At 50.3% G+C, this 15,007-nt stretch carries 14 protein-coding genes; 10 read left to right on the top strand and 4 right to left on the bottom strand.

The features are described from left to right. Positions 1–130: 130 nt before the first annotated feature. The 4 genes from ABC383_RS06385 to ABC383_RS06370 form a co-directional block, all read right to left on the bottom strand. A complete protein-coding gene (locus ABC383_RS06385; RefSeq protein WP_413012528.1) occupies positions 131–3,310 on the bottom strand; it encodes an efflux RND transporter permease subunit in 3,180 nt (1,059 codons plus the stop codon). Then, positions 3,307–4,932: an efflux RND transporter periplasmic adaptor subunit gene (locus ABC383_RS06380; RefSeq protein WP_413012527.1), complete on the bottom strand. Its 1,626-nt coding sequence runs from the start codon at positions 4,930–4,932 to the stop codon at positions 3,307–3,309. The genes ABC383_RS06385 and ABC383_RS06380 overlap by 4 nt, the downstream gene beginning before the upstream one ends. Then, the gene (locus ABC383_RS06375) at positions 4,929–6,143 is read right to left on the bottom strand and encodes a TolC family protein (RefSeq protein WP_413012526.1); all 1,215 of its coding nucleotides are present in this window, start codon (positions 6,141–6,143) and stop codon (positions 4,929–4,931) included. Before ABC383_RS06375 ends, ABC383_RS06380 begins: the two co-directional genes overlap by 4 nt. Before the next feature lie 204 nt (positions 6,144–6,347). Next, entirely contained in the window at positions 6,348–6,755 is a 408-nt protein-coding gene (locus ABC383_RS06370; RefSeq protein WP_413012525.1) for a hypothetical protein, read from the bottom strand. Positions 6,756–7,441: 686 nt separating this feature from the next. On the opposite strand from ABC383_RS06370, the gene ABC383_RS06365 reads away from it, so the two are divergent. The 10 genes from ABC383_RS06365 to ABC383_RS06320 all read left to right on the top strand — a co-directional run bounded on the left by ABC383_RS06365 (position 7,442) and on the right by ABC383_RS06320 (position 14,996). Further along, positions 7,442–7,780 (top strand): DUF4148 domain-containing protein, encoded by a 339-nt coding sequence (locus ABC383_RS06365; protein ID WP_413012524.1) that lies wholly within the window; start codon positions 7,442–7,444, stop codon positions 7,778–7,780. A 178-nt stretch (positions 7,781–7,958) separates the two neighbouring features. Further along, a complete protein-coding gene (locus ABC383_RS06360; protein ID WP_413012523.1) occupies positions 7,959–8,327 on the top strand; it encodes a copper-binding protein in 369 nt (122 codons plus the stop codon). Between the two features lie 195 nt (positions 8,328–8,522). Further along, entirely contained in the window at positions 8,523–8,861 is a 339-nt protein-coding gene (locus ABC383_RS06355) for a DUF4148 domain-containing protein (RefSeq protein WP_413012522.1), read from the top strand. Between the two features lie 313 nt (positions 8,862–9,174). After that, positions 9,175–9,627 carry a DUF411 domain-containing protein gene (locus tag ABC383_RS06350; protein ID WP_413012521.1) on the top strand — a complete coding sequence of 151 codons (453 nt, stop codon included), beginning with the start codon at positions 9,175–9,177 and terminating at the stop codon, positions 9,625–9,627. 237 nt (positions 9,628–9,864) lie between these two features. Continuing rightward, positions 9,865–10,551, top strand: a complete 687-nt coding sequence (locus tag ABC383_RS06345) for a hypothetical protein (RefSeq protein WP_413012520.1) — start codon at positions 9,865–9,867, stop codon at positions 10,549–10,551. 345 nt (positions 10,552–10,896) lie between these two features. Then, a complete protein-coding gene (locus ABC383_RS06340) occupies positions 10,897–11,199 on the top strand; it encodes a DUF305 domain-containing protein (protein ID WP_413012519.1) in 303 nt (100 codons plus the stop codon). After that, entirely contained in the window at positions 11,196–11,372 is a 177-nt protein-coding gene (locus ABC383_RS06335) for a DUF305 domain-containing protein (RefSeq protein WP_413012518.1), read from the top strand. Before ABC383_RS06340 ends, ABC383_RS06335 begins: the two co-directional genes overlap by 4 nt. A gap of 340 nt (positions 11,373–11,712) precedes the next feature. Next, positions 11,713–12,075, top strand: a complete 363-nt coding sequence (czcI, locus tag ABC383_RS06330; RefSeq protein ID WP_413012517.1) for a cation efflux protein, CzcI family — start codon at positions 11,713–11,715, stop codon at positions 12,073–12,075. 93 nt (positions 12,076–12,168) lie between these two features. Continuing rightward, a complete protein-coding gene (locus ABC383_RS06325; protein WP_413012516.1) occupies positions 12,169–13,479 on the top strand; it encodes a TolC family protein in 1,311 nt (436 codons plus the stop codon). Continuing rightward, positions 13,476–14,996, top strand: coding sequence for an efflux RND transporter periplasmic adaptor subunit (locus tag ABC383_RS06320; protein ID WP_413012515.1), 1,521 nt, complete (start codon positions 13,476–13,478; stop codon positions 14,994–14,996). Before ABC383_RS06325 ends, ABC383_RS06320 begins: the two co-directional genes overlap by 4 nt. Positions 14,997–15,007: the final 11 nt, after the last annotated feature.

Here is a 15,007-nt window from a genome sequence, read left to right as displayed (position 1 = left end):
CGTATTGAGCCAAAAGCGCGTTCCATACTTGATTTATAATCGCGCCGCCGGCCCTGCCGGTCTTTACGGGATGTAAAGATACGATCCGGCAATTCAGAGGTCTGTAAATAGGTGTTGTAGTTGCTCCTAATCATTGGGTCGGCTCGTAGATCGCGTCTATGCGCTGATGAGAGAAAACGCGGGCATGGCGTAACGTGCGCCGTCTCAGCAACAGATACACGACCGGCACAACGAACATTGACAAGAGGGGGGCTGTGATCATCCCTCCCACCATGGGTGCGGCAATTCGCTGCATGACCTCCGAGCCCGTGCCGGACCCGACCATAATGGGTACCAAGCCGGCGATAATGACCGCGACTGTCATCGCTTTGGGACGCACACGTAGTACAGCGCCTTCTCGGATCGCGTTGAGTAAATCCGTTTCGCTGATTTTTCCTGCTATGAGGCGGGCTTCCCAAGCATGCTTTAGGTACAGCAGCATAATGACGCCAAATTCGGCTGCCACACCGGCAAGAGCAATGAAGCCAACGCCGCTTGCAATAGAGAGGTTGTGGCCGAGGATCCATTCCAGCCAAATACCGCCTGCCAAAGCAAAGGGCAGTGTTCCCATGATCAGCGCTGCCTCGTCCAAGCGGTGGAACGTGAGGTACAGCAGCACAAAAATGATAAGCAAAGTTGCCGGCACGACTACTTTTAACTTTTCGCTTGCACGCTCAAGGTATTCGAATTGTCCTGACCAGGAGATTGAATAACCAGGTGGTAATTTCACTTCCTTGGCAACCGCCTGCTGCATGTCTTTCACGGCCGAGCTTAAGTCTCGACCACGAATGTCGACGTACACCCATCCTGACAGGCGAGCGTTTTCGCTTTTGAGCATGGGCGGACCGTCATTGATTTTGATATTGGCTACATCCCCGAGCCGAATCTGTGCCCCACGCTCCGTCAACACTGGTAACTGTCGCAACTTTTCAACGGAATCACGTACCTCGCGTGGATAACGAAGATTGATCGGGAACCGCTGCAACCCCTCGATCGTTTCTCCAATGTTGTCCCCGCCAATGGCGGAAGAGACAATGCTTTGTACGTCTGCGATGTTTAGTCCATAACGGGCTGCTGCATCACGATCAATGTTGACGTCGACATAGCGCCCTCCATTGAGTCGTTCTGCTAGCGCTGAAGAAACCCCGGAGACCTTTTTAATAACACTTTCGATTTTCCCAGTGACGCGATCAATTTCTTGCAGGTTTGTACCGGCAACTTTCACGCCAACAGGGCTCTTGATTCCAGTGGCCAGCATATCAATTCGGTTCCTGATCGGCGGTACCCAGATGTTCGATAAACCTGGAACTTTGACAGTGCGGTCAAGCTCTTCAATAAGCTTGTCTGTCGTCATGCCGGCACGCCACTGGTCACGCGGTTTGAATTGAATGGTTGTCTCGAACATCTCCAAAGGTGCTGGGTCTGTCGCGGTTTCTGCCCGGCCTGCTTTACCGAACACGGTTGCAACCTCCGGAACTGTTTTGATGAGCCGGTCGGTTTGCTGCAATAGTTGCGACACTTTGCCGGCTGATAGACCAGGTAACGCAGATGGCATGTAAAGTACGTCACCTTCATCCAGTGCTGGCATGAACTCGCCACCTAAGCGGGAAAGAGGCCAAATGGTCACTACGGCCAAGACAGCAGCAGCAAGAAGCGTCACCTTCGGGAAACGCAGGGCCACGTCGAGTAGAGGACGGTAAAGCGCAATCAGAAAACGGTTGAGCGGATTTTTTTGCTCATCTGGGATGCGACCGCGAATCAAATAACCCATCAATACAGGGATTAGTGTCACTGCAAGGCCAGCGGCGGCAGCCATGGCGTACGTTTTTGTAAAAGCCAACGGCGAGAAAAGGCGTCCTTCTTGTGCTTCCAGCGTAAACACCGGGATGAAAGACAAGACAATAATCAACAGCGAAAAGAATAGGGCAGGGCCAACTTCCGATGCAGAGTCGCCGATGACCTGCCAATGCTCCTCGCCATCAAGCTTCTTGCCTGGATTTGCATGGTTCCATGCTTCGATATGTTTATGGGCGTTCTCGATCATGACTACTGCGGCGTCGACCATGGCACCGATTGCGATGGCAATCCCGCCAAGCGACATGATGTTGGCGTTGACGCCTTGGTAGTACATAACGATGTACGCGGCCAGTATCCCGAGTGGAAGTGAGACGATGGCTACCAAAGCAGATCGAATGTGAAATAGGAAGATGGCGCATACAACCGCAACCACAATAAATTCTTCGATAAGTTTATGTTCGAGGTTTGTAACGGCGCGGTTGATAAGATTAGATCTGTCGTAAGTTGGGATAATTTCGACACCTGGCGGCAAGCTGGATTTCAGATTTTCGAGCTTAGCCTTCACCGCTTCAATCGTTTCCAGTGCATTTTTCCCTGAACGCATAACAATTACGCCGCCCGCCACCTCGCCCTCACCGTTGAGTTCTGCAATGCCGCGACGCATTTCTGGACCGACTTGTATGCGTGCGACATCACCCAGTCGCACCGATACACCGGCATCCGTGGTGGTCAAGGGGATCTTCCTGAAATCATCGAGGGACGTTAGATACCCGGATGCTCGTACCATGTATTCGGCTTCACCGAGTTCCAGTACCGAGCCGCCTGATTCCTGATTTGCCTTTTGAACGGCTTCAATTACTTTGCCGTGCGGGATATTGTAAGCACGCAGCTTGTCCGGGTCTAAAACGATCTGGTACTGACGGACCATCCCGCCGATACTGGCTACCTCTGATACGTTTGCTACTGTTTTTAGTTCGTATTTGAGAAACCAGTCCTGCAACGTGCGTAGTTGGGATAGGTCCATCTTTCCGCTGCGGTCGATCAGTGCGTATTCATATACCCAGCCAACACCAGTCGCGTCGGGTCCCAGCGCCGTTTTTGCCTGGGGCGGCAGACGTGATTGGACCTGATTCAAGTATTCAAGGACACGTGATCGAGCCCAGTAGGGGTCTGTTTTGTCCTCGAACAGGATATAGACGAAGGAATCGCCAAAGAAGGAGTACCCTCTAACCGTTTTTGCACCGGGCACAGAAAGCATCGTCGTTGTCAGTGGATATGTCACCTGGTTTTCAACGATCTGAGGCGCTTGGCCCGGATAGGTGGTCCGGATAATGACCTGAACGTCTGAGAGGTCGGGAAGGGCATCAACAGGTGTGCGCGATAGCGCCCAGATTCCCCAGGCAGTCACCATCAACGTGGCAAGTAATACCAAAAAACGGTTGATAATTGACCAGCGAATTAGCTTGGCAATCATTTTTTTGCACCTCCTGCACTACGAGGCGCTTCCTGGCTTTGTGAGGTGGCTCCCGCCGCATTGCTCTTTGCGGCGCTTGGTGCAGTACCAGCCGGCGAAATCGTGGCGATCTCATAGGCACCATCTTTCCTCGGGCGGATTTCGAACGTCACTGTGTCGCCGACCGCGATAGTTTTCGGTACGCCGTTTGCCGGGGCTTTGAAACCCATTGTCATTTCGCCCCATTGCAGGCTTGGGATCGGGCCGTGGGAGATTGTGATTTCATCATTGCTAATGCTCTCTATCTTTCCCCTTCCCGCGTGTGTTTGATTATTTGAGGTATTACTTGTGCCGCCTTGTGGGGCTTCGCCCATGCGAGTTTCAGTTCCTTTAAGGCTGGCTTCCGAGTCAATCAGGAATTGTCCTGAAACGACCACTCTCTGTCCCGCTTCAAGGCCTTTGCGAATTTCTGTCTGCCCGTTTGCCTCGGTACCAATCTCTACATTGACCGGAGTAAACCCGCCGTTACCTTGGGCGACCATCACAACGCTACGTTTGCCCGTCTGGATTACTGCTTCCGTGGGAATGGTCAAAACTTCTTGGTTAGTGGCGGGAGTGAAGTTAATGGTGGCAAACATTCCTGGAACCAGACGCCCCTCAGGATTTGCCAGTTCCACGCGAGCTTTTAAGGTACGCGTCGCAGAATTTACCTCGGGAAGAATAGCGCTAACTTTTCCCTTGAGCGTCGTGCCTGGCAGAGATGGCGTACGTGCTTCAACCGCTGCGCCAGGACGTACTTGGGCGGAAAGATTTTCTGGGACGTCCGCATTTACCCATATCGTACTTAAGCCATTGATGCGGAATAGGGAAGCACCAGACATGATGGTCATGCCTTCGCGGACAGACAATTCAGCAATCACGCCGCCGATAGGCGCAATAATTGTCATTCGTGGCTGGAGCTTTGCTGTCGTCTCGACCAAGCGGATTTGCTCATCGCTCATCCCTGCCAAGCGCATGCGCTGGCGTGCGGCGTCCAACAAGTCCTTCGTTTCAGGCCCTTGCATGTGTTTTACGGTCAGGTATTCTTCTTGGGCTGCGATCCAGTCAGGGACGTATATTTGAACAAGCGGCTGACCTTTTCGAACAGGGTCAAGCGGGGCTCTTACGTAGAGGCGTTCAACAAATCCATTGCTTCGTGCCTGTATAACGGCTACATCGCGTTCGTTGTAGGCGACACTTCCGACAGCTTCAACGACAGCAGCTACGTTTCCCTTGGTGACTTCGGCGGTTCGCACTCCCAGGTTTTGCTGTACACGAGGACTGATTGTGATTTTGCCGTTGTCACCGGCTTCGTCTGCATACACCGGCACCAATTGCATGTCCATGAATGGTGATTTTCCGGGCTTGTCAAACTTCTGACCTGGCACCATCGGGTCATGCCAATAAAGGACTTTCCTCCCGCTCGCTGGATCGACTTTCCCAGCTTCTGATGTTCCATTAGCTGCTTGCTGATCTGTCTTCGCTGGCACGTCCGACGTAGTCATCTTCATGCCCTGTTGCATGCCGAATGCATACAAGCCATATCCACCTGCACCGAGCGCTCCAGTTATTAGCACCACAAGCAAAATCTTTTTAGCGTTCATTTTGAGCCTTCAACAATAGGCATAGACCGATGGGATTCGTCGGCATCGATTGGGAATAAATAATTGAGTTGTGCCCATAGCCGGGCCGTCTCGGCTTCCAGTTGCAGGCCTTGAAGGCGCATGTCAATGACATTGCGGCGAGCAGCCAACACCTCGGATAAGGTCGCTTTGCCACCCCGGTATGCCGCGATTACCGCACCGGTGCGATCGTTGGCAAGGGGTATGAGTTCGTTCTCGTACCGTTGCTGCCGCTCCTTGCCGTTTTCCCATTCATTGATCATTGCGCGTGTTTGCGCAACGTGCTCGCGCACCATGTCGTCGCGTTCAGCTTTGGCTTGCTCTACCATGGCAAGCTTGGAGGAAAGTTCACGCTCCTGGCGGTTCTTTTGATCCCATTGCAAAGGAACAGATACTCCCACCGAAACCATGTTCGAATAGGCTGAACCGCGTTGTTGGTACGCTACCTCGACTGACCAGTCGGCACGCTTGTTTGCTTCCGCCAATTTCGCCTCTGCACCAGCAATTTCAACTTGCTTTGCGACGATCGCAATTTCAGGGTGATGCAGCAGCACCGTATCTAAAGTGGCCGGGTCGAGTCGAATTTCATTGGTAGAGGGCTTTGCGGCCAAGGGCATATCCGCCGCTTTGCCGATCCAACGTGAGAGGATGGTTTTGGCGTTGAGAATGCGTCGTTGTGCTTCGCTACTTTGATTATCGAAGGTCGCTACAGCACTGCGCGCTGCAAATATGTCTGCCTGGTTGCCACGACCGGCACGATATGCGCCTTCAGCCGCCTGAACTTCCAATTTGGCTTGCGTCCTCTGCTCTGTGATGGCAGCGGCGGCGGCCTGAGCGTAGTAAAGGTCAAGCCAGGCGAGGGCTGTCGCACGCTGGACAGACGCAACAGCAAACGTTTTTTCGGCAAGTCCTTTTTCCGCTTCACGTTCAAAACGTTCGGAACGAGCCTGTCGCTTGTCTGAACGCGTTAACTCCTGCATGACGCCTATTCGGCGCATGGTCATAAAGTCATTAGTCAAGCTGAACCGATCAGGTCCGTTGACCGGAAGGTTATCAATTCCGGCTCTCAGGATCGGGTCAGGCAATTGACCAGCCGCCACAGCCATATCCCGTGAGGAGCTAACAGCGTAGTCTTTTGCGGCTAACTGGCGCGAGAGTTCGACAGCCCGCTGCTGAGCAGCGAGAAGGGTCAACGGTCCTTCCTGGGACCAGCCGCTGGTCGGCAAGGCCAAAGCGGTAGAAATTGCAAATATACAACTTCCTCGGCGTAACCGAGAAATGATAAAGGGCGTCGAGAATGACGCGGTAAACGGGTAATGCATTAAACCCCCAGAAAGCATTGAACACCACCGTCCACGCAACAGCCGTGACGATGCCGAGCTATACGATCTGAGGGGCTAAATGCGGAAACAGCAGTTTTGGATAGAGAGAGGCGGGGCGGTACTTCGTACTAAGGAAAACGGATCCTGCCATTGGCCAGCCGACAAGTTCGGTAGGGCGACCGGGTGTAACGTGCCGAAAAGCGTGATTGGTACAAAGAGCGCTACGGGTGGAGAATGGGGCTTGTCGAGCGACTGCTTGCCTGCTTGCTCGCTGGCGTGACACAGGCTGGGTTGCTTTTTATCCATCTCATGGCAGGGAGTCATGGTATCGGTCCCCATGTCCATCGCAGCTTCCATGGTCTCATGTGTAGTTACCCGTTCCAGCGTCGGGCAGACGTATCCCGCCAAAGCAAGCTGCATAAACAGCATGCTGAGCAGCGCAATCAATGCTGCAACAACGCGTGATGGGCGAGAAAAACGCATGAGTTATAAAGTTTACTTTAGGAAAGTTATTTACCTATTATGACAACTATTTTTATTTTATAGTATGCAGAAAATTTGGTTGAATCAACCAGACATTTTGATTACAAATTCGTAATCTGCGATAGGGATCGAGTCAATAGTAGCAAAGATGTAATGGTAAAAGTGAAACATTCGCAAGACAATGAAGCGATTGACCGCTGCTTTCGACGCCTGAGAAACGACGTCGTATTCGCGCTTGTCTCGGTCACGGTCGTTCAGGTGATTCTCACGCTACTACTTATGGCTGTCATTTGATCGAATGAGTACAGCCTGTCGTTTCCATCCGGCGCTTTTCAGCCATCGTGCGTCCGAGTCGGTCCAAACGCAATCCCACAAGGCTGCCCCTTCTTGTAGTGCATTTATGCAATTATCTTACTCATTCGACGGAAGTTTTAATGCAGGTGACGCACTCGATCGTGAGATTTGAAGCATTTCGGTGACATCGAGTAAAGATAGAGTTCGATGTTTACTGTTATGTACTGCGCAGGAGCTTTACTTCGGTTGAAATCGGATGGTTGCAGCGAATTACGAAACTGTAATGAAATGGTCAGGGTTTTGTTTACGCTGGGTATTTATACTCCACGTCATGGATTCGCGAACGACTGGTTCGGATCCGAAACACCCACCAATCTTATAGGAGCGTATCGATGAAATCGATCAAAATGTCCAGCGTAGTCATTCTTACCGCAGCCCTGGCTGTTTTTAGTACCGGAGCTTTAGCTGAAAATGTACCTAATGTTCAGTCCGCTCGCGGAGTGAATCAATGGCAGGACATGACTGGCATCAAGTCGACGAAAACCCGCGCAGAAGTCCGATCCGAATTGAGCCAGGCGCAAACACTAGGAACGTCTGGGCAGCATGAATACGTCGAGTTTTCTAAAAATGCAACGTCGAGCGGTACTTCTCGCGCTAACGTGAAATCTGAGTTGAACCAGTCGAGCGCAAATGCGGTTCTGCAGCCAAGCGACATTTATTATGGCGGCTAAGAGTCAAGCTTAACCGAGGATCTCGATCTTCGGTAATTCAAGGGAAAAAGGGGAATCTCACGAGTTCCCCTTTTTGGCGTCGAAAGTGTTCCTATATTGCAAACTGGGAACTGTAGATAGTCGAGGTCGCGTTGAAAAACTTTTTCCTTTCATCTGGTTTGTTACGGAGACAAATTGTATGAGGCGCTTACTAGTTTTCTTGCCCTTCCTTACAGCGATGGTTGGTATTCCCTTTGTAAGCAGTAGTGCACACAGCGAAGAAGCTTCTCTTCAAGTTGCCATTGCAGCAAACGACGCCACGTCCGCAAAAGAGCAACCCAGTGGATTGGTTAAAGGCGAGGTGCTGAAAGTTGATAATGACATGTCTCAGATCGTTATAAAGCATCAAAAGCTGACAGGTCTTGGCATGCCGGCGATGACCATGGTATTTAGCGTGCCTGACCGGTCACTACTTGAAGGCGTTAAACAAGGCGAAAAAATCAAATTTGCTGCTCAAGTTGCTCCTCAAGGCCTTTTAGTTACTAAGTTGGAGTTGGAAAGCAACTAAGATTGCCGCCGACGATGATCCAACCGAAAGGAACTAAACGACGCAATTTTCAATAAATTTGCATGATCTGGGTGATTACGAAATTGTAATGAAATGGTCAGGTAGTTGTTCGCGCAGGGTCTTTATACTTCATGCCATGGACTCGCGAACAACAGGTTCGAATCCGAAACACCCACCATTGAACAGGAGAGTAATATGAAATCGACCACTTTTTCTAGCAATATGGTACTTACCGCAGCCTTGGCTGTTTTCAGTTCCGGTGCCTTTGCTGCATCTATAACTGATGTTCAATCAGGTCGTGCAGTGAATCAGTGGCAGGACATGACTGGTGTTCAGTCAGCGAAAACACGTGCAGAAGTCCGGTCTGAAGTGAGCCAGGCGAACCCAAAAGATTTGCACGGACAGCAGGAATATATCGATTTCTCGAAAAATCGCGCCACGGTTTCTACTTCACGTGCCCAAGTCAAGTCGGAGTTGAGCAAGTCGAGCGCTAATACGGCGCTGCAGCCTGGTGATGTGTATTTTGGCGGCTAATATTTAGAATTAAATATACATGCTTCGTCATTAGTATCAAAAAGGGGAACTTTGTAAGTTTCCCTTTTTGCATGGAAGAGGGGAGCAAGTACCGTTTGTTGCTCCAGTTATCAATTGTGGCTCTTAGTTAGCGAAGTAAGGATTCCCAGTTAAAATTGCTTGCATGCGAGTGGATATATTGGATATTTGCTCAATCGACCAGGAAGGTGCGTAGTTCGCTTGTACCGTATAGACTCGCTGCCTTGAAGAGGCGCTACACTCATCCGCACAGAGAGCGTATTTTTGATAATCATGGTTATGAAAGGATTTATTCATGCAACGTCGTACTCTGTTGCAAGCAGCGTTGTTGAGCGTCTTACCTGTTCCTCTGCTTGCTGCTGCCGCTACCCCGCCTGTAGTTGAAGTCTATAAAAGCGAATGGTGTGGCTGCTGTGAAGCTTGGATCGACCATCTGAAGGCGAATGGCTTTGCCGTTAAAGCGCGGAATGTGGGTGATACCGGAGAATATCGCAAAAAATTCGGCATCCCGAACGACTTGGGGTCATGCCACACGGGCTTGGTACAAGGGTACGGCATTGAGGGCCATGTACCTGCGGCCGACATTAAACGTCTTTTAGCGGAACGGCCAAAGGCCAAGGGCCTAGCAGTTCCATCCATGCCGCTTGGGAGTCCCGGAATGGAAGGACCTCGCAAGGATCCATTTGATGTTCTGCTCGTCAAAGTGGATGGAAATTTTTCGGATTACCAGCATTACAGTGGCAAATAGATAGTGCATTCGTAATAGTTTAGGTTAGCTATTTTGAAATAAAAGTCGGTGATCATTATGCGCTTGACTTCGTAAGGGCAGAACGGCGTTGAATGCACTGTGCAACGCTGGCTCGATTGCGACCGGCTTCTTCTGCGACAACAGGTATTTTCTAACGTACAGTGCGATTGCCGCCACAAAGGCTTCCAAGTTATCGTTGACAGTCTAAAATGGTTTCTTTTGGTCAATGAGAAACCTATGGACCCTTCTTCTCCTTCTACGGCTATTCAAAAATCACCATCCGATCCGGTCAAGTGGATCACCTTGGCAGTTACATTAATTGGCATTAGTGCATGGATGGCCGGGGAGTCGTTTCATCGCGGTTTTTGGCATCTGGCAGGATGGGATGGTCCTATCGAACCCATATCAGTGCAGCAGACCGCCTATGATGGGTTCGTTAGGACTGTAGATAGCTGGTTCTATGTGAGCATTTGGTTCATCATAGTCGGTGTTTATGTGTTTTTTCTTTCTGCTGGCCCAAAAAAGAATTATCCCGCTCCAGCATGGCTCATAAAAATAGTCGTTTGGTTGAAAGAACATATTCATCTTGAAGAATCTACTGCTCGTTTCAGTGGCAATCTTATATTATCGGGCCTAATTTTCGGGGTGCTTATCGTGCTACCTCTTATTTTTTGGGTAAATTCTGCAAGTAATGCTGGTCGAGAGCTATTTATAAAACAAACGTGCGAGATGCGCAATGGTAGGCCAGGCCGTACGGAGGTGCAGTTGTTTGATGGAACGAAATTGCAAGGCACTTTTCTCGAACGTACTGATAAATTAAGTGTTATTTTAAATAAAGAATTTATCTATGTTGTCAGCATGGGCGAAAAGTCGAGAATTCTAGATAAAACAACAGTTGGCGCAATACCATGTAAAAATAGATAATTTTATTGTTTTATGGTTTTGGTGAAGTGTATGGCTATGGCAAGTAGTTAATATGGCCAAATATATAGCTTGTCGTACAGTGTCTATTTGTCGCCTAAGGCTTCGGCAGACATGCCTCCAATGAGATTTAAAAGGTTTTTCAGGAAAGTTGTAGTGGCATAGATTTGATCCGATCGATGTCGTAATCCAGTTGACCTACTAATTTCTTAAACAAATGCAGTAAGTGCAACTTCAATTGACAGGTCCACTTTTGGATGTAAGCAACATGAATAGGAAATCGCTTCTATTAATTCTTTCCAGAGCGGCACTCGCATGGTGATGCTTACGGCGCAGGGATGAAAGGGCATGCATGGCCCGATGCATGCCGGTTCTGAAGGCAGTATGAAGTGGCATGCTGGAATGCATACTAGCCCTGGAGCCAGTAAAGCTCCATTCGATCATCAATTCCTCGATACGATGTCTGCCCATCATCACATCGGGATGGAGATTGCGCAAATGGCTGAGTCCAAGTCGTCTCACGGTGAAATCAAGGGCCTCGCCAAGATGATGCATGAAGATCAAGAAAAAAATATTGCACACATGCAGAAGCTCAAACAACAAAGGTACGGGGGTAAGGCGATGCTATCAATATGCAGATACTTGGCATGAAAGAGTCAATGAAGGGTATGGAAAGCAAGATGGCCAAACTACGTGCGAGCCAATGTGATGCGTTTGATTCGATGTATCTGACGATGCTGAGCCAGCATCACCAGGATGGGATTAAAATGGCTCGGTCAGCATTGGTAAGAGGCCAACACAAAGAAGTGAAACAGATCACCTAATTTCCGACCGATTGGCGTACCACGCATGATCGAAGTCGATGAGGCGTATTTATAGCGATCGAAAAAAATTTCGGGATTTTGGCTGTCGGCCGCGTTGCCATGCTAGGGAGGCGATAAGCAAAGGACGGCAATAGATTTTGAGGCCTGTAAGTATAGGCCGCCAGACAATCGCCTACGAAAGATGTTAACTTCCGAGCAAGAAGTTGCGAGATTTGTGTAAAAAAGTACGAACTTCCGTATTTTTCTGGAATCTCAATGAAAGCGCTTGGCTTATAATTAGCTGTTCATCGTTTTGCTGCATGGAAACTCTGAGTTATTAATTAAAGAACACTAACAACGTATGCGACGTCTGCTGATTATTTTGATGATGGTTGTGCTGCCGTTCCAGCTAAGCTGGGCGGCTGCGGCTACCTATTGTCAACATGAAAGCAGCCCAGTTGCCTCCCATTTTGGGCATCATGTCCATAAGCATGTAGTTACAGGGGGCGATTCCAAGTCGGACAAGACTGTAGGATCCAAGCTGCTCTCAGACGACGACTGTACAGTTTGTCACCTTGGTGGCGTGGGCATTGTGTCCGTGCCTTCTTATTCACTTGCTGTTGAAGTTGGAAACACTGACGAAGTATTCGCTGTAACCCCTCATCTTGCATCGGTTCGTCCTGATCGACCCGAACGTCCCAAATGGGCACCTGCCGCTTTGTAATCCGGCACGTCGCTTGTTCTATCTTCACATTCATTTGATTTAACACACTCAGCGTCTTGCCGGATCCCTTTGTTCGTTGCACAAGGAGATTCGATGCAAAAGTTGTTGTTGCCGCTCGTGTTAGCGGTACTCGTTTTACCTTCGGCATATGCTGAGAACGCTGTTAAAGCAGAAAGCACCAAGTCAGATGTCGCCAGGGTTCGGCTAGTTGAGCCAATGGAGGCGCTTTCTCTAGAAGCTGCGCTGGATTTGGCGTATAGCGCTAATCCAGATATTGCTGTTGCACGCCGAGAGGTCCAGGCCATGGAGGGCGCAATTCTGCAAGCGCAGACCATCCCGAATCCGGAGGTTGCAACCTCTATTGAGGACACCAAGCAAGAAACTAGAACCACTACGTTTCAACTGAGCCAGCCCCTTGAGCTTGGTGGAAAGCGCGCAGCACGTGTAACGGCTGCGCAGCGTGGATACGACACTGCCATGCTTGAACTGCAAGGAAAGCAGGCGGAAGTACGTGCTGCTGTTGTTTCGGCTTTCTATGACGTTGTGACAGCGCAGGAGAGATTTCGTCTGGCTCAGGCGACCACTGAACTTGCGAAACGTGCAACCGAAATCGCCTCCAAGCGCGTTCTCGCCGGTAAGGTCTCACCCGTTGAAGAAACTAAGGCTCGGGTAGCAGAGTCCGGCGTGCGAGTCGAACTAGCGCAGGCGGCTAGCGAATTGCAGGCATCGCGCAAGCGCTTAGGGGCTATGTGGGGCAGTGCAGATCCTTACTTTGACTTTGCGGTGAACCAATTTGAAACGCTCCCTTCGCTTCCGGGCGTCGACGAACTAAAACAGGGGCTGCACCAAGCTCCGAGTCTTCGGCGTGCACGCATGGAAGTCGATCGCCGGCAGGCGTTAGCGCGGGTAGAGCTTACCCGCCGCGTACCAGATCTTACGATCAGTCTTGGTGTTAAGCGCGATGAGCAGTTAGGACGCAATCAGGCCATTGTTGGGGTGTCGATCCCGCTGCCACTGTTTAATCGCAACCAGGGCAATGTGCTGGAGGCAATGCGCCGCACCGACAAAGCACGGGATGAATTGACAGCGACCGAGGTACGTTTGAATAGCGAACTTGGCCAAGCCTATGACAGGTTGAATGCTAGTCGCCTGGAAGTTGGGTTGCTGAGACAAGAAATATTGCCTGGTGCGCAAAGTGCGTATGACGCGACAACGAAAGGCTATGAACTCGGGAAGTTCAATTTCCTGGATGTGCTTGATGCACAACGTACGTTCTTCCAAGCTCGATCCCAGTATTTGCGTGCGCTCGCTGAGACTCATCGAAGCGCCGCTGAAATAGACCGCATTGTCGGTATCCCATTTGAGAGACCCAACATGGGCACCGTGCATCAGGAGCAACAATGAACAAGAAACAGTTAATGGCAATTATTGCCATCATTATCGTCGGCGCATCATTTGGTGCCTTTGTGGTCTTTACAGGTAATAACAAGCCTGTTGAAGGGGAGGTAGGTGCGAATTCTGAAAGCAGCCATGAAGATGAGAAAGGCAGTGCAGCCACGGAACATAAACAAGAAGTTGCAAAAAAAGGATTGCATGGCGGCCAGTTGTACACTAAGGGTGATTTTGATCTCGAAATCAGCCTAGTTGAAGATGCTGGCGAGGCACGATTCGTCATTTATCTAAGCAGGCAAGGCAAGCCTTTACCGCCGAACTCCGCAAAAATATCTGCCACGCTCAGTCGTCCTGATGGAGAGTCGCAGGAGATCGCTTTTGCACCGGAACAGGGGGCACTCAAGAGCACTACGGTCATTGCAGAACCACACGTTTTCGATGCCAAGATCACTGCACAAGCAGGCGGTGAATCATTCGTTTTCCCATTTTCGAAAGAAGAAGGGAAAGTTGAACTGACAGATGTGCAAATAAATGCAAGTGGCGTGACTTTGCAGCAGGCTGGTGCTGCCCGTATTCAAAGTGCGATCCAACTGCCGGGAGAAATCGGCTTCAACGAGGACCGTACCGCACATGTTGTGCCGCGTGTAAGCGGTGTAGTGGAAGCTGTCTCTGCAAGTCTTGGACAGATTGTTAAGAAAGGGACGGTGTTGGCTGTTATTTCGAGCACATCCTTATCCGAACAGCGGAGTGAATCGCTCGCTGCACAGAAAAGGCTTGAATTCGCCCGCACTACCTATGCCCGTGAAAAGAAGCTTTGGGAAGAAAAAATCTCTGCACAACAGGACTATCTCGAAGCTCAGCAGCAATTGCGTGAAGCGGAAATAGCTGCACAAAATGCCCGACAAAAACTTGCCGCGCTGGGGGCCACTACCACTGGGATCGGCCCTTTGAGCCGATACGAGGTGCGGGCACCGTTTGATGGCGCAATCGTTGAAAAGCACGTCACGCTTGGCGAAACAGTAAAAGAGGACACTAACATTTTCGTTCTCTCCGACCTTTCAACCGTGTGGGCAAACGTTGTAGTTCCTGCCAAAGATATCGAGAAGGTTCGCGTCGGTCTTACGGCTCTGGTCACTGCGGCGTCTTCAGAATCCAAGGCGACGGGAAAAGTGTCGTATGTCGGTTCTTTGATCGGCGAACAAACACGTTCTGCAAATGCGCGAGTTGTAATTCAGAACCCACAAATGGCATGGCGTCCTGGTTTGTATGTAAACGTAGAACTGGTAGCTGAGCAAGGCGACGTTCCTGTCGCCGTCTTGGCAGAGGCTATTCAATCAATCAATGACAAGCCTGTCGTATTCATGCGCGTTCCGGGTGGATTCGTGGCCCAGCCAGTGACAATTGGCCGTAGTGACGGCAAGCAGGTTGAAATTGTCAAGGGACTAAAGCCCGGTGCTCCTTATGCCGCAGCCGGTAGTTTCGTTATCAAAGCAGAACTCGGCAAGGGCAGTGCCGAGCACGCACACTGATGCGGAGAAGA

Source organism: Noviherbaspirillum phoenicis, assembly GCF_047237965.1.
Taxonomy (GTDB): domain Bacteria; phylum Pseudomonadota; class Gammaproteobacteria; order Burkholderiales; family Burkholderiaceae_D; genus Noviherbaspirillum_A.
The sequence above is the reverse complement of the archived record's forward strand: the minus strand, read 5'-3'. Positions and strand labels throughout refer to the sequence as shown.